Genomic DNA, 17985 nt, shown 5'->3' on the forward strand with positions numbered 1-17985 from the left:
ACGACGACGCCGCCCTCCCCGGGGAGAGGGCGGCGTCGGAAGGCGGTCAGGCGCCGAGCTGGCCCTGCGGCTGGCCGCCGGTCTTGAGCGCCGCGAGGCGCGCTTCGACCTCGGTCAGCTCGCCCACGTCCTCGAGCGACTCGAACTGCGCGTCGAGGCTCGATGCGGCGATCTCCGCCTTGCCCGCGGCGAGGGCCTCCTGGCGGCGGACCTTGTCCTCGAAGCGGCCGAGCTCGCTCGTCGGGTCGAGCACGTCGATCGACTTGACGGCGTCGTGCACCTTGTTCTGCGCCTCGGCCGTCTTGGCGCGCGCGAGGAGCTCGGCGCGCTTGCCCTTGAGCTGCTCGAGCTTGACCTTCATGCCGTTGAGCCCGTCCTTGAGCTTGTTCACGACCTCGGTCTGCTGCTGCAGCTGCGGCTCGACGGCCTTGATCTCGTTCTCGGTCGAGATCTGACGCTGCAGGGCGACCTTCGCGAGGTTGTCGAACTTGTCGGCGTCGGCGGTGTTGCCCGATGCGCGCAGCTCGTCGGCCTTGCGGCTCGCGGCGAGCGCCTTGTTGCCCCACTCGGCCGCGGTCTGGCGGTCCTCTGCGGTGTCGCGCTCGAGCAGGCGCAGGTTCCCGATCGTCTCGGCGATGGCGGCCTCGGCGTCGGCGATGTTGTTCGTGTAGTCGCGGACGAGCTGGTCGAGCATCTTCTGGGGGTCCTCGGCCTCGTCGATGAGGGCGTTGATGTTCGCCCGGATGAGGGTCGAGATGCGTCCGAAGATCGACTGCTTGGTCATCGGTGTTTCCCTTTCGGTTGGGGTCAGGAGCGGATGGCTGTCTCAGGGCAGGGAGGGGCGGATCAGAAGCGACCACCTCCGCGGCGGCCCGAGCGGCCGCCTCCGCCGAAGCTCCGGCGGCCGGATCGTCCTCCGCCGAACGACCCGCCTCCGCGGCGCCCGGAGCGCGACGAGCCGCCTCCGCCGCCGAAGAGCCCGCCCCCGGCTCCGCCGAGGAGGCCGCCGCCCCATCCGGAGCTCGAGGAGCGCCCGCCGCCGAGGGAGCTGCCGATGAGGCCGCCCAGGAGCCCGCCGAGGAAGTCGTCCCCGCCTGAGGAGCGGCCCTGCGAGCGGTACGACGACTCGAACATGCTGAGGTCGCTCTGCGTGAGGGAGATCGCGTCGTTCGCGAGACGGAGCGCGGACTGCGCGTGGCCGAGCGCGGCCGCGGGGTCGCTCTGGCGCAGGCCCTCCGCGCGCGCGAGCTCGGCGCCGGCCTGCGCGAGCCGCGTGCGGGCGTCCGAGCCCACTCCGCCGCGCCGCGCCGACACGTACTCCTCGGCCGCCGAGACCTGGCTGCGCGCCTGGAGGATGGTCTGCTCGAGCATCTGCTCGGACCGCCGTCGCCGCTCGACCGCGTCGCGACCGCCGGCGAGGGCGCGGTCGATCTCCTCGTCGGCCTTCTGGAGGGCCTCGAGCATCGCGAGCGGGCGGCGCCCGGAGCCGGCGAGGTTCTGCTTCGCGGTCTGCATCTGCTGCTCGGTGCGCGCGACGGCGGCCGCGACGGCCCCGTCCTCGTCGGGCAGCTGCCGGGCCGCGGCCACGTCGCCCTCGAGCTCGAGGATGAGATCGGCCGCCTGCTTCTCGCCCTCAGCGAGCGCCGCGCCGAGCTCGTCGATCGCGGTGCCGAGGCGCCGCGCCTGGGCGATCGCCTGCTCGGCATCGCGGATGGCGACGGCGGCCTCGCCGCCCTCGCCCGAGCCGATCGCGCGCTGCGCGACGGCGAGCTGCTCGTCGGCGAACGCCAGCCGTGCCTGAGCCTGCTCGGGGTTGTCGGCCACGGTCGTGAGCGCCTCGGGCGCGTACCGGGCGCCCAGCGCCTCGAGCGCGCGGCGGGCCTCGTCGGACACGGACGCCGCCTGCGCGCGCTTCTCCTGCACCTGCGTGAGCGCCTCCGGCGCGTTCTGCTCGAGCTGGCGCAGCTGCGCGAATCCCTGCGCCTTCTCCTCGAGCGACGCCGCCGCCTGCTCGCAGAGGGCGACGATCTCGGTGTTCCACGCGCGCACGTCGGCCTCGGTGTCCTCCGTGGCGTCGTCGAGCCGCTGCTTGAGCTCGAACGCGCGCGCGAGCGACGCGCGCGCATCCGACAGCGCGGTGCGGAACTCGCCGGTCGCCTCCTCGCCGAACTGCGCGACCGCGAACCCGAGCTCCTGCTCGCTCGAGCGGATGGCGTCGTCGGTCGCGATGAGGGCGGAGGCCGCCCGGCGCTGCAGCTCGGCGGTCGGGACCTCGGGCTCGGCGGGGGTGTCACCGGCCCCTGCCCTCTCCGCGGGGCTGCGCTTGCGCGAGAGCAGCACGACGACGATCACGATGCCCGCGATCACGACGAGGCCGATGATCCACGGCCATGCGCTGGCGCCGCCCTGTCCGCCGCCCTCGAACCCGTCGGCGGCGACGTCGACCGCGCTCGCCCAGTCGTCGTCCGCGAGGGCGTCGAAGAGGTCCTGCTCGATCGCCGCGAGACGGTCCTCGCTCACGGGGCCGTCCGCGGCGGAGGAGATGTAGAGCTGACGGCCCTCGGTCGCGATCGCGAGGAGGTACTGCGTGCTGCCGAGGCGGTTCCGGTCCGCCGTCGCGTCGGCCCACTCGATGGCGTCGGAGGGGTTCTCGAAATCGTCGACGTAGACGACCCAGAGCGAGACGTCGGTGTCGGCGACGAGCTGAGCGAGGCGCTCGTCGGCGGCGCGCTCCTCGCTCGGGGTCAGCACATCCGAGCCGTCGTAGACGTACGCGTCGCCGAGCTCGACCGGGCTCTCCGCCGACGCCGCCATCGGGGCGCCCCCGAGGAACAGCGTCAGGCCGGCGCACAGCGCCACGGTCCACCTTGCCCGCATGGCGACTTCCCCTCCGCGGGCGCCATGGGCCCGCGAGACCGATCCTATGCACGCGGCGGCATGCGGCGGAAGACGAGGTCGCCGCGCACAGGAGATTCATCGACCGCGTCGAGCGCGCGCCGCTCCGCGACGGGTCGGCGGCCCGTGGTGGGATGGAGGGCGGGAGGACCCTCATGGACGACAGATACGGCACCGACGTGCTCGCGGCGGGATGGCGCGAGAAGGGCAGGAAGACGTCGAAGCCGGTCCCCGCGGAGCTCGACCTCGTCGTCGAGGTCGCGGGAGACGGGTACTGCGGCGCGATCACGCGCGTCGAGAACGGCAGCGTCGAGCTCGAGGACTGGAAGGGGCGCACGCGCGTCTTCCCGCTCGGCGCGGGCTTCCTCATCGACGGCGAGCCGGTCGCCCTCGTCCCGCCGAAGGCGGCACCGCAGGGCCGCCGCCGCACGGCATCCGGATCGTTCGCGGTCGAGGATCAGCGGGCGCGGGTCGCGCTGCCGAGTCGCATCCTCGTGGAGGGGAAGCACGACGCCGAGCTCGTGGAGAAGGTCTGGGGCGCCGATCTGCGCGTCGAGGGCGTGGCGGTCGAGTTCCTCCAGGGCATCGACCTCCTGCACGAGCTCCTCGAGGAGGAGCCGCCGTCGGCGAAGCGCCGCTACGGCGTGCTCGTCGACCACCTCGTCCCGGGGTCCAAGGAGTCGCGCATCGCCGAGCAGATCGCGCGCGGGCGCCACGGTGCGCACGTCCGCATCGTCGGCCATCCGTTCGTCGACGTGTGGCAGTGCGTCAAGCCGCAGGCGGTCGGCATCGCGCGCTGGCCCGTCGTGCCGCGCGGCACCGACTGGAAGACCGGCATCTGCCGCGGCCTCGGCTGGCCCGCCGAGACCAAGGAGGACCTCGGCCTCGCGTGGCAGCGCATCCTCTCGCGCGTGACGACGTACCGCGACCTCGAGCCCGAGCTGCTCGGCAGGGTCGAGGAGCTCATCGACTTCGTCACGGCCCCGTGACCCACGGCGCCTGACCCACGGGGAGGGCACGGCGGCGGAAAGTACCCTGGAGGCATGCCCGAGCCCCGCACCTTCCGCGACCATCCCGTCTCGTTCGTCCGCCGCAGCGGGCGCATGTCGGAGGCGCAGGAGCGCGCGTGGGCCGAGCTCGCGCCGACGTACTTCTTCGACGTGCCGCGGGCCATCGCGTCGACATCGGTCCACCCCGACGCGCGGTTCGTCCCCGCGGAGGAGTACGGCCGCGTGGCGCCGCTCATCGTCGAGATCGGGTCGGGGCAGGGGCACGCGATCGTGCACGCCGCGTCGACCCGGCCCGACGTCGACTTCCTCGCCGTCGAGGTGTTCCGCGCGGGGCTCGCGCGGACGATGCTCGACGCCGACGCCGCCGGCGTGCGCAACCTCCGTCTCATCGAGGCGAACGCGCCCGAGGTGCTCGAGACGCTCCTGCCGGAGGGCGGCGCCGACGAGGTCTGGATCTTCTTCTCCGACCCGTGGCACAAGAAGCGGCACACGAAGCGCCGGATGATCCGCCCCGGGTTCGGCGCCACGGCGGGCCGCGCCCTGCGCGACGGCGGCCTCCTGCGCCTCGCGACGGACTGGGAGGACTACGCCCTGCAGATGCGCGAGGTGCTCGACATTGCGCCCGAGTTCGAGCGCGCGTTCGACGGGGACTGGGCCGACCGCTTCGATGGACGGGTGATGACGGCCTTCGAGCGCAAGGGCATCGAGAAGGGGCGCGAGATCCGCGATCTCGTCTACCGCCGCGTCGCGCGGAGCTGACGGGTGGCCGTGCCCGGTGCGCGCGCCGTCGCGCCGCTCCCGCTCGCCGCCGCGCTTCTCACGTGCCTCGCGGCTCCGGCGTTCTTCGTGCTGCTCGTGCCGTGGCTCGGATGGCTGCTGCTCGCGGCCGGCATCGCCCTCGCGATCGCGGCCGACCGGTCGCGCGGTGTCGCGCCCTGGGCCCTCGCGCCATCCGCGCCATCCGCGCCCGGGCCATCCGCGCCCATGCCCTCCCTCGCGCGGGATCTGTCGCTCATCGCGGTCGGGTTGCTCATCGTGAGCGCCATCCCGCTCGCGGCCGAGCTCGACGACGCCGCGATGATCCGCTTCACGGTCGCGCTCGGCGGCGCGGTCGCCGTGCCGTACGCGGTCTCGCGGTTCGTCTACCGCGACCGCGCGATCGCGTTCCCGTGGCGGACGGGCCGGCGCTGGACGCGCCTGCAGTGGGGGTGGCTCGTCGCGGTGCTCGCGCTCGGATGGCTGATCCTGCCGTTCTACTTCATCACGTCGGGCGTGTACCGCAACTGGCCGGTCGTCGACACCGCCGACCTCATCGCGCGGCTCTTCGTGGGCGTGGGCGCCGTGGGCATCTGGGACGAGCTCTTCTTCGTGTGCACGGTGTTCGCGCTGCTGCTGCGGCACTTCCCGACGACGGTCGCCAACGTGCTCCAGGCGATCGTGTTCGTGTCGTTCCTGTGGGAGCTCGGCTACCGCGCCTGGGGTCCCGTGCTGACGATCCCGTTCGCGCTGCTGCAGGGGTGGATCTTCCTGCGCACGCACTCGCTGGCCTACGTCGTGACCGTGCACCTGCTCTTCGACGCCGTCGTGTTCCTCGTGCTCGTGCACGCGCACAACCCCGGCGCCGTCCCGTTCTTCCTGGTGTGAGGAGACCCGCATGACCGACCGGATGGACGTCGAGACCGTCGTCGTCGGAGGCGGCGTCGTCGGCGCCGCGACCGCGTGGGCGCTCGCCCGCGAAGGGTGCGAGGTCGTGCTGCTCGAGGCGCACGAGCCCGCCCACGCGCTCGGCGCCTCGCACGCGTCGACCCGCAACTTCAACCCGTCGTACGCGGAGCCCGCGTACCTGCGGCTGCTCACGCGTGCGCTGCCCCTCTGGCGCGAGCTCGAGGCGGAGTCGGGCGAGACCATCCTCGAGCAGACCGGCATCGTGAACCGCGGGCCCGTTCCCGAGGCCGAGCGCCTGCGCGAGAACGCGCCGCGCGCCGGGCTCGCCGTGGAGACGGTTCCCGCGGGCGAGGCCGCGCGCCGCTGGCCGGGGATGCGGTTCGCGAGCGACGCGCTCTTCCTGCCGGACGGCGGGCGGATCTGGGCCGAGCGCGCCGTCCGCGCGCTCCACGCGCTCGCTGCGCGCTTCGGCGGAGACATCCGACACGGCGTGCGCGTCGACGGCGTCCGTGTCCTCGGCGACGGGGCGGCCGAGGTGCGCGCCGGCGATCTCGTCGTCCGCGCGCGCCGTGCGGTCGTCGCAGCGGGCGCGTGGTCGTCGGAGCTGCTCGCGGGCGTCGTCGACCTGCCGCGCCTGCGGGTCACGGAGGAGCATCCCGCCCACTTCGCGCTCGCCGCGGGCGACGACGGCGCGGGCTGGCCGAGCTTCAACCACTTCGCCGAGCCGTCCGGGTTCGGATGGCTCGGGCCGATCTACGGGCTCGTCTCGCCCGGCGAGGGCCTCAAGGTCGGATGGCACGGCGCGGGCCCCGAGGTCACACCCGCCACGCGCACGTTCGCGCCCGAGGAGCACGTCGTCGCCGCCCTGCGCGCGTACGTGCGCGAGTGGATGCCCGGCGCGGACCCCGATCGGCTGGAGCCGATCAGCTGCACGTACACGTCGCGCACGGGCGAGGACTTCATCCTCGACGCGGCGGGGCCGATCATCGTCGCCGCGGGCTTCGCGGGGCACGGGTTCAAGTTCGCCCCCGCGCTCGGCGAGCACCTGGCCTCCCTCGCGACCGGCGCGGGCCATCCGGATCCGTTCTTCGCCCTGCGACGGTGATCCGCGCGCCGATCCCGCGACGTGAGCGGGGTGGGTGGGGTGTCCTCGTGTGCGTGTCTCGGTGCGGGTGGGTATGGGTGCCGGTTAGCCGCGCGTGGTGAGACATGCGGGCCCGGTGAGACATGCGGGACCGGTGAGACATGCGGGACCGGTGAGACATGCGGGGCGTCCGACCTGCCGGGTCGGCGCGGGAGGACCAGGCCGGCTGTCGGATGCCCGTGCGAGGCTGGGAGCATGAGCGACGACACCCTGCGGACCTCCGCGCTCGCGGCCCTCCGGAAGCTCGTGGGGCGGGACGACGCCGACTTCCACGAGGGGCAGTTCGAGGCGATCGAGGCGCTCGTGGGCGGACGCCGCCGCGCGCTCGTCGTGCAGCGGACCGGGTGGGGCAAGTCGGCCGTGTACTTCGTCGCGACGAGGCTGCTCCGAGACGCGGGAGCCGGGCCGACGGTGCTCGTGTCGCCCCTCATCGCCCTCATGCGCGACCAGATCGCGGCCGCGCAGCGGGCCGGCGTCCGCGCCGTGGCGATCAACTCGACGAACGCGCACGAGTGGACCGACGTCCTCGCGCAGCTCGACGCCGACGAGGTCGACGTGCTGCTCGTGTCTCCTGAGCGGCTCAACAACCCGACGTTCCGCGATGAGCAGCTGCCCGCCCTCGTGCGGCGGATCGGCATGCTCGTCGTCGACGAGGCCCACTGCATCAGCGACTGGGGCCACGACTTCCGCCCCGACTACCGGCGCCTGCGCGACCTCATCGCGCAGATGCCGCCGTCCGTCCCTGTGCTCGCGACGACGGCCACCGCGAACAGCCGCGTGGTCGCCGACGTCGTCGAGCAGCTGGGTGCGGAGGGCGTGACGACCATCCGCGGCCCGCTCGCACGCGCGTCTCTGCGCCTCGGCGTGCTGCGGCTCCCCGACGCGACGGCGCGTCTCGCGTGGCTGCTCAGCCACCTCGATGAGCTGCCGGGGTCGGGCATCATCTACACGCTCACGGTCGCCGCCGCGAACGACACCGCCCGGCTCCTGCGCGATCACGGCCACGCCGTGCGCGCGTACACCGGGCAGAGCGACGCCGACGAGCGCGCGGAGTCGGAGGCGATGCTCAAGCGCAACGAGGTCAAGGCGCTCGTCGCGACGAGTGCGCTCGGCATGGGCTTCGACAAGCCCGACCTCGGCTTCGTGCTCCATCTGGGTGCCCCTTCGTCGCCCGTGGCGTACTACCAGCAGGTCGGCCGTGCGGGCCGCGCGACGGCGTCCGCGGATGTCGTTCTGCTTCCGGGCCCCGAGGACCGCGACATCTGGCACTACTTCGCGACCGCGTCGATGCCCGACCAGGAGCGCGCCGAGCGCGTGCTGTCGGCCCTCGGAGCGGCCGATCGTCCGCTGTCGACGGCTGCGCTCGAGGCGGTCGTCGACATCCGGCGCACGCCCCTCGAGCTGCTCCTCAAGGTGCTCGACGTCGACGGCGCGGTGCGGCGCGAGAAGGGCGGATGGGCCGCGACCGGCATCCCGTGGACGTACGACGCCGAGCGGTACAGCCGCATCGCCGCCGAGCGCCGCATCGAGCAGGAGCACATGCTCGAGTACGAGACGACCACCGCGTGCCGCATGGAGTTCCTGCAGCGCCGTCTCGACGACGACACCGCGGCGCCGTGCGGGCGCTGCGACAACTGCGCGGGACCGTGGCTCTCCGCCGAGATCGGTCAGGGCGTCTCGGCGTCCGCCGCCTCCGCCCTCGACCGCGTCGGCGTGCCGATCGAGCCGCGGCGCCAGTGGCCATCCGGTCTCGATCGGCTCGGCGTGCCGCTCAAGGGCCGCATCCCGGCCGAGGAGCAGGCGGCCGAGGGCCGCGCGCTCGCCCGCCTGACCGATCTCGGCTGGGGCGGTGCCCTGCGCGAGCTCTTCGCCGCGGGCGCGCCCGACCAGCCCGTGCCCCCGCGCCTGCTCGATGCCTGCGTGCGCGTGCTCGCCGACTGGGGCTGGGACGAGCGCCCCGTCGCTGTCGCCTCCGTGCCCTCGCGCTCCCACCCGCAGCTCGTCGCCTCGACCGCGCAGGGGCTCGCACGGGTCGGGCGCCTGCCGTACCTCGGCGAGCTGGCCCTCGATCCCGCCGCGCCGGTCGGCCGCCCCGGCGGCAACAGCGCGTTCCGCGTCGCCGACCTGCACGGTCGCCTCGACGCGTCCCCGCTCGCGGTGCCGACGGGGCCGATCCTGCTCGTCGACGACCTCGCCGACAGCCGGTGGACGCTCACGCTCGCCGCGCGCGAGCTCCGCAGGGCCGGCGCCACGGCCGTCCTGCCGTTCGCCCTCGCTCTCCGGAGCTGAGCGGCGCCGAGCAGACTCCGCGCCCGGCGCCGCGAGCCGGCTCACGGCGCCGACAGCGGGCTCAGCGCCCGGCCGCGCGGTTCGTCTTCGCGGTCGCGGGCGCCGTCCACGGATCCTCCGGCCACGGATGGCGCGGGTAGCGCCCGCGCATCTCCCTGCGCACCTGCTGGTACGGGCCGTTCCAAAAGGACGCGAGGTCGTCGGTCACGGCGAGAGGACGCCGCGCGGGGGAGAGCAGATGGAAGAGCACGGGCACGCGCCCGTCGACCAGGCGCGGCGTCTGCGCGAGGCCGAAGACCTCCTGCAGCTTCACGGCGACGACGGGCCGTGCATCCACATCGCCCGCGTAGTCGATGCGCACGCGGGACCCGGACGGCACGGCGAGCCGCTCGGGCACGAGCTCGTCGAGGCGCGCGGCCTCCGGCCAGGGGAGCAGGCGCCGCAGCGCTGCCTCGACGTCGATCCCGTGCAGGGACACGTCGGCGCGCAGGCGGGAGAGATCGGGCCCCAGCCAGTCGTCGATGCGCGCGAGCAGGGAGGCGTCGTCGACCTCGGGCCACGGGCGGCCGATCTCCCGGTGCACGAGCGCGAGGCGCGCGCGCAGGGCGAGCGCCTCGGGACGCCACGCGAGCGCGTCGAGGCCCCTCTCGCGGACGTGCGCGGCGAAGGCGGGGCCGACGTCCTCGGGGGTCGCCGCGACGGGCGTCTCGGCGAGCAGGATGGCGCCGAGGCGGCGGGTGCGGCGGACGCGCACGCGACCGCCCTCGATGCGTGCGGCGCGCTCGTCGCTCGTGAGCCCCGCCCCGATCGCGAGCGCGTCCTCCTCGGCGAGCGCGGCGGCCATCCGGATGACGGCGCCGGTGCCCTCGGCAGCGCGGCCCTCCGCGCGCTGGACTTCCCAGACGGCCAGCCACTCCGACGCGCTCAGCGCACTGCCCGGGGGAAGCGCGGCGCGCGTGCCGCTCGCGAGGAGGTACGTCCGGTCGTGCGGGCCCGTGCGCCGGGCGATCCAGTCGGGCCGCGCGAGGGCGACGACGGCTCCCGGCGCGGATGGCCCGGGCGCGGATGGCCCGGAATCGGACCCGCGGGGCGCCGCGTCGGATGCCGCGATCCGGGCGAGCCGGGCCGTCTCGCGCCGCCAGCGCGCGGCGCCCGGGCCGCGGCCATCCCTCAGCTCGCGGAGCATCCGCCCGAGGTCGGCATCGGCATCGCGGTGGTCGTCGGAGATCGCCGCGACGACCTCGGCGGCCGCACGCGCATCGCCGAGCATCGCCGCGCCCTCGAGGAGGGCCCGCGCCTCGCGAGCGCCGACGGGAAGCGGTGCGATGCGGCGCCCGAGAGCCGTCGGCCGTCCGCTCGCGTCGGTCAGCTCGAGCGCGTGCAGCACGGAGAGCGCCTGAGCGACCGCGGCGTGCGGGGGAGGGGTGAGGAGGGCGAGGCCCTCGCCGCCCGGCGTGCCCCACGCGCCCGCGAGGAGCATGGCGTCGACGAGGTCGGCCGAGGCGATCTCGGGTGCGGCGGCAGCCGGCATCCGTGCGAAGTCCACCTCCGCGTAGGCGCGCACCGCTCGGCCGGGGCCCTGGCGTGCCGCGCGCCCGGCTCGCTGGTCCGCGCTCGCTCGCGACGCGCTGACCGTCACGAGGCCGGTCATGTCGCGGCCGCGGTCGCGGCGCACCTCGCGCGAGAGGCCCGCGTCGACGACGAGCCGCACACCGGGCACCGTGAGCGAGCTCTCGGCGAGCGCCGTGCTCACGACGATGCGGGGCGGCTCCCCGGCGCGGCGCCCCTGCGTGGCGCGATCCTGCTCGCGGGCGGGCAGCCGGCCGTGCAGGGGGAGGACCTCGATGTCCGCCGCGCGGTCGCGGATGAGCCGCACGAGCTCGTCGACATCGCGCGCCGAGGGCACGAAGACGAGGGCATCGCAGCCGTCCTCGCGCTGTGCGGCCGTCGCGACGCGGGCGAGGTGCGCGAGGTGCGCGCGCGTGACGCCGCGCTCGTCGAGGCGCGGTGCATCTCCCGGCGCGTACTCGATCGCGAGCGGATGGAGGGGCGACGGCACGTCGACGACGGGCGCGGGATGATCGGCGCCGCCGAGCAGGCGGGCGACGGCGTCCGCATCGAGGGTCGCCGACATGGCCGTCACGACGAGGTCGTCGCGGAGCGCGCGTGCCTCGGCGAGCATCCCGAGGAGGAGGTCGCCGTCGAGCGAGCGCTCGTGCACCTCGTCGAGGATGACCGCGTCGACGCCGTCGAGACCGGGATCGGCCAGCAGTCGGCGCAGCAGCACGCCGGGGGTGAGGAGCTCGATGCGCGTGCGCGGGCCGACCTCATGCTCGCCGCGGACGCTGAAGCCGACCGGGCCGCCGAGCTCCGACCCGTCCAGCTGCGCGATGCGGCGGGCGGCCGCGCGCACGGCGACCCTGCGCGGCTGCGTCACGAGAACCCGCCCGCGCACGGCGTTCGCGAGGACGGGAGGGACGAAGGTGGTCTTGCCCGTGCCGGGCGGCGCCGTCACGACGAACGCGCCGTGCCGGGCGGCCGAAAGCAGCGCGTCGCGCGCCGTCGACACCGTGAGCCCCGCGCCGAGCGCGGCGAGGTCGAAGCGGTGCGGGTCGGCCATCGTCCGATTCTCTCAGGGGGCGGGAACGGCGAAGGCCCCGCTCGCAGACGAGCGGGGCCTTCGCACCGGGTGCCCCCGGAGGGATTCGAACCCCCGACCTTCGGTACCGGAAACCGGCGCTCTATCCCCTGAGCTACGGAGGCGTGCTGATCGAGCTTATCAGCGCGGCGAGGGTGCCTCGTACACGTCGGGCGCCGCCGGGAGCGCCGGCTCGGGCTGGTTCTCCGCGGCCTCGACCTGCACGGGGGCCGTGATCTCCGCGATCGCCGCGACGAGGCGCTCCGCGAGATGGGCGTGTCCGGCGTCGGAGGGGTGCCGCGCGCCGCGCTCCGACGTGTCGATGAGCCGCAGGTAGTCGGCGGCCGTGATCCACTCGTCCTGCACGGGCGAGATGTACGGCCATCCGCGGTCCGCCGCGAGCGCCGAGAGCCTGCGGTCGAGCTCCGCCGTCGTGTCCTCGACCGGAAGGATGTGCGGCGCGGGGCCGAGGATGACGATCGCGGCGTCGGGGTAGAGGTCCGCGAGCGCGTCCCATGCCGCATTCACCGCGCCCGCGTAGCGCGACAGGTCCTGTCGGCGGTCGTTGATCGAGCCCTGGACGATGACGAGATCCGGATCGAGCGCGGGATCGAGCGCGGCGATGCGCTCGCCGAAGGCCGGGCCGTCGATCCCCGGCTTGAGGTACCCGCTGCCCCGCACGCCGTCGACGACGGTCTCCCAGCCCTCGAGCTCCCCGAAGCGGTACGCGTACCCGCCCGTCGGGGTCGTCGCCGCCGAGCCGTAGGTCCACGAATCGCCGAAGACGAGCACCGTCGGGTCGTCGGGCAGCGCGATCGTCGCGGTGCTCTCGGCGGAAGCCGCCTCTCGGTCGGAGGCGACCGCCGCGTCGGGCACGGGGAGCGGCGCCCAGGGCCGCCAGACCCCGAGCACGAGGGCGGCGGCGAGCAGGAGGAAGCCGATCGCCGCGGCGAGCACGACGGGCCGGCGGGTCGGGTGCGCCGCGGTCATGCGAACGAGGATAAGCACTCGGCGTGGCCACACCGTGCGTCGTCATAAACTTGTGACGCTATGAACCCGGATTCCCTCGCCGCCGCCCTGCTCGCCGTCCTCTCTCCGATCGCCGAGCGTCGCCGCCCCGAGGAGTCCCTCGACCTGGCCGCCGCCGACGTCGTCTTCGAGCGCCCGAAGAACCGCGATCACGGCGACTGGGCCACGAACATCGCCATGAAGCTCGCCAAGCGCCTCGGCGCGAACCCGCGCGAGCTCGCGCAGGAGATCGCCGACGCCCTCGGCTCGGTCGACGGCATCGCGTCGGTCGAGGTCGCGGGCCCCGGCTTCATCAACATCCGCCTCGACGCCGCCGCGGCTGGGGCCCTCGCGAAGACGATCGTCGACGCGGGCGCCGCATACGGGCGCAACGAGACGCAGGTCGGCAACACGATCAACCTCGAGTTCGTGAGCGCGAACCCCACGGGCCCGCTCCACATCGGCCACACGCGCTGGGCCGCGCTCGGCGACTCGATCGCGCGCGTGCTCAAGGCGAGCGGCGCCGACCTCGTCAGCGAGTACTACATCAACGACGCGGGCGCGCAGATGGACAAGTTCGGCGCGAGCGTGCTCGCGGCGGCCAAGGGGGAGCCGACGCCGGAGGGCGGCTACCCGGGCCAGTACATCGCCGATCTCGCTGCGCACGTCCTCGAGCAGCGCCCCGATCTGCTCGAGCTCGACGACGACGCGCAGCTCGCCGTCGCCCGCGAGCTCGGCTATGCGCGCCAGCTCGAGGAGATCAAGCAGTCCCTCGAGACGTTCAACGTGCACTTCGACGTCTTCTTCAGCGAGCGCACACTGCACGAGAAGGGCGCCGAGGGTGCCAGCGCGATCGACCAGGCCATCGACCGCCTGGCCGAGCAGGGACACGTGTTCGAGGACGGCGGTGCCGTCTGGGTGCGCACGACCGCGTTCGGCGACGACAAGGACCGCGTCGTCCGCCGCTCCGACAGCGAGATCTACACGTACTTCGCTGCCGACGCGGCGTACTACCTCTCGAAGTCCGACCGCGGCTATCAGCACAAGATCTACCTGCTGGGCGCCGACCACCACGGCTACGTCCACCGTCTCAAGGCCCTCGCGGGCGCGGCGGGCGACGACCCCCAGAAGGACATCGAGGTGCTCATCGGGCAGCTCGTCTCGGTGAACGGGGCGCGCCTGTCCAAGCGCGCGGGCAACATCATCGAGATGGACGACCTCATCTCGTGGATCGGGACGGACGCGCTGCGGTACTCGCTCGCGCGGTATCCCGCCGACTCGCCGCTCGCGCTCGACCCCGAGCAGCTGCGCAGGCGCACGAACGACAACCCGGTCTTCTACGTGCAGTACGCGCACGCGCGCACGGTGAACGTCGCGCGCAACGCCGTGGACGCGGGAGTCGACCGCTCGACGTTCGCGCCCGAGCTGCTCGACCACGAGACCGAGAGCGCGCTGCTCGGCGCCCTCCAGGAGTTCCCCCGCGTCGTGGCGTTCGCCGCCGAGCTGCGCGAGCCGCACCGCATCGCGCGCTACCTCGAGGAGCTCGCCGGCCTGTACCACCGCTGGTACGACAGCTGCCGCGTCACGCCCAAGGGCGACGAGCCCGTCGAGCCCGTGCACGGCACGCGCCTGTGGCTCAACGACGCGACCGGCCAGGTGCTCCGCAACGGGCTCGACCTCCTCGGTGTGAGCGCGCCCGAGCGGATGTGACGTGGCGCGCCGCCGTCGTCCGCTGCGGGCGCTCGTCGCCGTCGGCGCGATCGTCGCCGTCGCGGTCGCGGCGTTCCTCGTCGGCGAGGCGGTCGCGCGCGAGCTCGTGAAGCAGCAGGTGCGCGACGTGATCGTGTCGGAGCTCGCGCTGCCGGCCGACCAGCCCATCGAGGTCGGGGTCGGCGGGCTCGTCATCCCGCAGCTCATCGCGGGCCGGCTCGACGACCTCGCCGTCGCGAGCGACGACGTCGCAGTCGGCGGGCTGTCCGGCGACGTCGCGGTGCGCGCGCACGGGGTGCCTGTGCGGGGAGACGACCTGAGCGCGCTCGGCGGCACCGCCGCCATCCGGATGGACGCGGCGGATGTCGACGCGCTGCTCGCCGCGGTCGGCGGCAGCTGGGCGACGTGGGGGGATGTCGCCGTGCTGCTCCCCGGGCCCGCCGCGCGCCTGTCGACGCACGTGAGCCTGCTGGGCGCGGACATCCCGCTGTCGTTCACCGCCGTGCCGAGCGTGTCGGACGGCGACGTCGTGCTCACCCCCGAGGCGATCTCGATCGGCGACCTCGAGCTGACCGCGGACACGCTCGCGCAGGCGCCGGTCGACCTCAGCGCCCTCGCGCGGCCGTTCACACTGTGCCGCGCCGATGCGCTCCCCGACGGCCTCGAGGTGACCGCGGCCGACATCGTCGACGAGCATCTCGTCGTCCGCCTCGCGTTCGCCGACGGCGTCCTCTCCGACGCCGACGCCCTCGCCGCGGCGAGCTGCGGCTGATGCGTCGTCGTGCGTCGTCCCGCGGCACGGGTCGCGCGCGGCGTGCCATAGACTCTCAGTCACCGCGGCGACGTGACCATCCCGCGCCGCGGCGAACCCCCATCCACTGATTGGTGCCCCGTGTCCTCGTCCGCCCTCGCGCCCGAATGGCTCACGTCTCCCGCTGACCCGAACGACCTCGCGCCCGGTGTCTGGCCGGCATCGGCGTCGCGCGATGCGAACGGGGTGCTCGTCATCGGCGGGGTGCCCGCCACGGCGCTCGCGCGCGAGTACGGGACCCCGGTCGTCGTGATCGACGAGGACGAGGCGCGCTCGCGCGCCGTGCGCACGCGCGACGGGTTCGCGTCCGCTGCGGCTCGCCGCGGCGGCGACGCGCGCGTCTACTACGCGGGCAAGGCGTTCCTGAGCGCCGAGATCGCGCGGTGGATGGTCGACGCGGGCCTGCGGATCGACGTCTGCTCGGGCGGCGAGCTCGCGGTCGCCCTCGCCGCCGGCGTGGCGCCCTCGCACATCGGCTTCCACGGCAACAACAAGCAGGTGTGGGAGCTCGAGCGCGCCGTCACCGCCGGCGTCGGCACGATCATCGTCGACTCGCTCATCGAGATCGAGCGCCTCGCGGCGATCACGGAGCGCCTCGACGTCATGCAGAGCGTGCTCGTGCGGGTGAACAGCGGCGTCCACGCCGAGACCCACAGCTTCCTCGCGACGGCGCACGAGGACCAGAAGTTCGGGTTCCCGCTCAGCGCGGCCGAGGAGGCGGTGGCCCGCATCCGCGAGCTGCCGCACGTGCGCTTCGCCGGCCTCCACTGCCACATCGGCTCGCAGATCTTCGGCGTCGCCGGCTTCCGCGAGTCGGCCTCGCGGCTCGTCGAGCTGCACGAGCGCCTCCTCGCGGGCGGCGACATCCCGCTGCTCAACCTCGGCGGGGGCTTCGGGATCGCCTACACGCGAGCCGACGATCCCTCGCCCATCGAGGAGCTCGCGGAGGGCATCGTCGGGGCCGTCGCAGACGAGTGCGACGCGCGCGGCATCCCGCTGCCGACCCTCGCCTTCGAGCCGGGCCGCAGCATCATCGGCACTGCGGGCGTCACGCTCTACGAGGTCGGCACCGTGAAGCCGGTCCGCGTGCAGACGCCCGACGGAGAGCGCGACCGCGTCTATGTGAGCGTCGACGGCGGCATGAGCGACAACGCGCGCGGCGCGCTGTACGGCGCGCAGTACTCGGCGCGGCTCGCATCGCGCGAGGGGATGGACGCTCCCGCGCTCGTGCGCGTCGTCGGCATGCACTGCGAGTCGGGCGACATCGTCGTCGACCACGAGTACCTTCCGGGCGACGTCACGCCCGGCGACCTGCTCGCCGTCCCCGCCACGGGCGCGTACACCGTGCCGCTCGCGAGCAACTACAACCACGTCCCGCGGCCGCCCGTCGTGGCGGTCCGCGGGGGGAGCGCCCGCGTGATCGTGCGCGGCGAGACGATCGACGATCTGCTCGCCCGCGACGCCGGGCTCGACACCGAGACCGGCCTCGCGGCCGGAGAGGGAGAAGGATGATCGACCACCGCACGCTGAGGGTCGCCCTGCTGGGCGCCGGTTCCGTCGGCTCGCAGGTCGCGCGCCTGCTTCTCGAGCACGGCGACGACCTCGCCGAGCGCAGCGGCGCGAGCCTCGAGCTCTCGGGCATCCTCGTCCGCGACCTCGACGCCCCTCGCGACGTCGAGCTCCCGCGCGAGCTGCTCACGACCGACGCCGAGAGCCTCATCGTCGGCGCCGACATCGTCATCGAGCTCATGGGCGGCATCGAGCCCGCCCGCACCCACATCCTCACCGCCCTGAACTCGGGCGCCGACGTCGTGACGGGCAACAAGGCCCTCCTCGCCGCTCACGGCGCCGAGATCTTCGACGCGGCCGACCAGGTCGGCGCGTCCGTCTCGTACGAGGCCGCCGTCGCGGGCGCGATCCCGATCATCCGCCCCCTGAAGGACTCGCTCGCAGGCGACCGGATCGTCCGCATCTTCGGCATCGTCAACGGCTCGACGAACTTCATCCTCGACAAGATGGACCGCGAGGGGCTCTCCGCCGAGGAGGCGCAGCGCATCGCGACGGATCTCGGCTACCTCGAGGCCGACCCGACCCTCGACCTCGAGGGATACGACGCGGCCCAGAAGGCGGCCATCCTCGCGAGCCTCGCTTTCCACACCGAGGTCGCGATGGAGCACGTGCACCGCGAGGGCATCGAGTCGATCACGGCCGACATGATCGAGGGCGCGCGCCGCGCGGGCTTCGTCATCAAGCTCCTCGCCGTGTGCGAGCGCCTGCCCGGCGCCGACGGGGAGGACGAGTCGATCTCGGTGCGCGTGTATCCCGCGCTCATCAGCCGCGACCATCCTCTCGCGACGGTGCACGGCGGCAACAACGCCGTGTTCGTCGAGGCGGAGGCGGCGGGCCCCCTCATGTTCTACGGCGCGGGAGCGGGCGGCGTGCAGACCGCGTCGGCCGTGCTCGGCGACGTCGTGTCGGCCGCCCGCCGTCACATCGCCGGCGGCGTGGGCGTGGGGGAGTCGGCGCGCCAGAGCCTGCCGACCGCCGAGATCGGGCGCATCACGACGCGCTACCAGATCACCCTCGAGGTGTCGGACGAGCAGGGCGTGCTCGCGACGATCGCGGGCATCCTCAACGACGGCGGCGTCTCCGCGGCGACCGTCGAGCAGACCGTCGATGACGAGGGCACCGCCCGCATCGTGATCGGAACCCACAGGGCTCGGGAGCAGGCGCTCAGCGACACCGTCGCCCGCCTCGCTCAGAGCGATGTCGTCGAGCGCGTGGCCTCGGTGCTGCGCGTGGAAGGAGAATGACC

General features: G+C 74.0%; 13 protein-coding genes and 1 tRNA gene. 9 read left to right on the top strand and 5 right to left on the bottom strand.

Annotation, left to right across the window (positions count from 1 at the left end; translation table 11 throughout):
- Positions 1-46 precede the first annotated feature (46 nt).
- Both M1D46_RS07130 and M1D46_RS07135 read right to left on the bottom strand, forming a co-directional pair.
- Positions 47-784, bottom strand: a complete 738-nt coding sequence (locus tag M1D46_RS07130) for a PspA/IM30 family protein (protein WP_271172264.1) — start codon at positions 782-784, stop codon at positions 47-49.
- Positions 785-846: 62 nt separating this feature from the next.
- Positions 847-2877 (bottom strand): TPM domain-containing protein, encoded by a 2031-nt coding sequence (locus tag M1D46_RS07135; protein WP_456287020.1) that lies wholly within the window; start codon positions 2875-2877, stop codon positions 847-849.
- 173 nt (positions 2878-3050) lie between these two features.
- On the opposite strand from M1D46_RS07135, the gene M1D46_RS07140 reads away from it, so the two are divergent.
- The 5 genes from M1D46_RS07140 (at position 3051) to M1D46_RS07160 (ending at position 9003) form a co-directional block, all read left to right on the top strand.
- Positions 3051-3884 carry a DUF3097 domain-containing protein gene (locus M1D46_RS07140; protein ID WP_271172262.1) on the top strand — a complete coding sequence of 278 codons (834 nt, stop codon included), beginning with the start codon at positions 3051-3053 and terminating at the stop codon, positions 3882-3884.
- A gap of 54 nt (positions 3885-3938) precedes the next feature.
- Positions 3939-4664, top strand: a complete 726-nt coding sequence (trmB, locus tag M1D46_RS07145) for a tRNA (guanosine(46)-N7)-methyltransferase TrmB (RefSeq protein WP_324012058.1) — start codon at positions 3939-3941, stop codon at positions 4662-4664.
- 3 nt (positions 4665-4667) lie between these two features.
- Complete coding sequence (locus tag M1D46_RS07150; RefSeq protein ID WP_456287021.1) at positions 4668-5549, top strand: CPBP family intramembrane glutamic endopeptidase; 882 nt, start codon at positions 4668-4670, stop codon at positions 5547-5549.
- A 10-nt stretch (positions 5550-5559) separates the two neighbouring features.
- Entirely contained in the window at positions 5560-6675 is a 1116-nt protein-coding gene (locus M1D46_RS07155; RefSeq protein WP_456287022.1) for an FAD-dependent oxidoreductase, read from the top strand.
- Positions 6676-6909: 234 nt separating this feature from the next.
- Positions 6910-9003, top strand: a complete 2094-nt coding sequence (locus M1D46_RS07160; protein WP_456287023.1) for a RecQ family ATP-dependent DNA helicase — start codon at positions 6910-6912, stop codon at positions 9001-9003.
- A 61-nt stretch (positions 9004-9064) separates the two neighbouring features.
- Here the strand turns inward: M1D46_RS07160 and hrpB are convergent, their stop codons facing one another.
- The 3 genes from hrpB to M1D46_RS07175 all read right to left on the bottom strand — a co-directional run bounded on the left by hrpB (position 9065) and on the right by M1D46_RS07175 (position 12631).
- Complete coding sequence (gene hrpB, locus M1D46_RS07165; protein WP_456287024.1) at positions 9065-11623, bottom strand: ATP-dependent helicase HrpB; 2559 nt, start codon at positions 11621-11623, stop codon at positions 9065-9067.
- A gap of 70 nt (positions 11624-11693) precedes the next feature.
- A tRNA-Arg gene (locus M1D46_RS07170) sits at positions 11694-11766 on the bottom strand.
- 16 nt (positions 11767-11782) lie between these two features.
- Positions 11783-12631, bottom strand: a complete 849-nt coding sequence (locus M1D46_RS07175) for an SGNH/GDSL hydrolase family protein (RefSeq protein WP_456287025.1) — start codon at positions 12629-12631, stop codon at positions 11783-11785.
- A gap of 60 nt (positions 12632-12691) precedes the next feature.
- Here M1D46_RS07175 and argS point away from each other — a divergent pair, with 60 nt between their 5' ends.
- From argS to M1D46_RS07195, 4 genes are all read left to right on the top strand, one after another.
- Positions 12692-14359 carry an arginine--tRNA ligase gene (gene argS, locus M1D46_RS07180; RefSeq protein WP_271172245.1) on the top strand — a complete coding sequence of 556 codons (1668 nt, stop codon included), beginning with the start codon at positions 12692-12694 and terminating at the stop codon, positions 14357-14359.
- A 1-nt stretch (position 14360) separates the two neighbouring features.
- A complete protein-coding gene (locus M1D46_RS07185) occupies positions 14361-15131 on the top strand; it encodes an LmeA family phospholipid-binding protein (protein WP_456287026.1) in 771 nt (256 codons plus the stop codon).
- 120 nt (positions 15132-15251) lie between these two features.
- Entirely contained in the window at positions 15252-16682 is a 1431-nt protein-coding gene (gene lysA, locus M1D46_RS07190; protein ID WP_456287027.1) for a diaminopimelate decarboxylase, read from the top strand.
- Positions 16679-17983 (top strand): homoserine dehydrogenase, encoded by a 1305-nt coding sequence (locus M1D46_RS07195; protein WP_456287028.1) that lies wholly within the window; start codon positions 16679-16681, stop codon positions 17981-17983. The genes lysA and M1D46_RS07195 overlap by 4 nt, the downstream gene beginning before the upstream one ends.
- Positions 17984-17985 lie beyond the last annotated feature (2 nt).

The organism is Microbacterium sp. JZ70 (genome assembly GCF_053903225.1).

Excerpts from the sequence above, each read along its gene's own strand:
- M1D46_RS07140 (WP_271172262.1), top strand. The coding sequence starts at position 3,051 with ATGGACGACAGATACGGCACCGACGTGCTCGCGGCGGGATGGCGCGAG.
- M1D46_RS07195 (WP_456287028.1), top strand. The coding sequence starts at position 16,679 with ATGATCGACCACCGCACGCTGAGGGTCGCCCTGCTGGGCGCCGGTTCC.
- trmB (WP_324012058.1), top strand. The coding sequence starts at position 3,939 with ATGCCCGAGCCCCGCACCTTCCGCGACCATCCCGTCTCGTTCGTCCGC.
- argS (WP_271172245.1), top strand. The coding sequence starts at position 12,692 with ATGAACCCGGATTCCCTCGCCGCCGCCCTGCTCGCCGTCCTCTCTCCG.
- M1D46_RS07130 (WP_271172264.1), bottom strand. The coding sequence starts at position 784 with ATGACCAAGCAGTCGATCTTCGGACGCATCTCGACCCTCATCCGGGCG.
- M1D46_RS07135 (WP_456287020.1), bottom strand. The coding sequence starts at position 2,877 with ATGCGGGCAAGGTGGACCGTGGCGCTGTGCGCCGGCCTGACGCTGTTC.
- M1D46_RS07175 (WP_456287025.1), bottom strand. The coding sequence starts at position 12,631 with ATGACCGCGGCGCACCCGACCCGCCGGCCCGTCGTGCTCGCCGCGGCG.
- M1D46_RS07160 (WP_456287023.1), top strand. The coding sequence starts at position 6,910 with ATGAGCGACGACACCCTGCGGACCTCCGCGCTCGCGGCCCTCCGGAAG.
- M1D46_RS07155 (WP_456287022.1), top strand. The coding sequence starts at position 5,560 with ATGACCGACCGGATGGACGTCGAGACCGTCGTCGTCGGAGGCGGCGTC.
- hrpB (WP_456287024.1), bottom strand. The coding sequence starts at position 11,623 with ATGGCCGACCCGCACCGCTTCGACCTCGCCGCGCTCGGCGCGGGGCTC.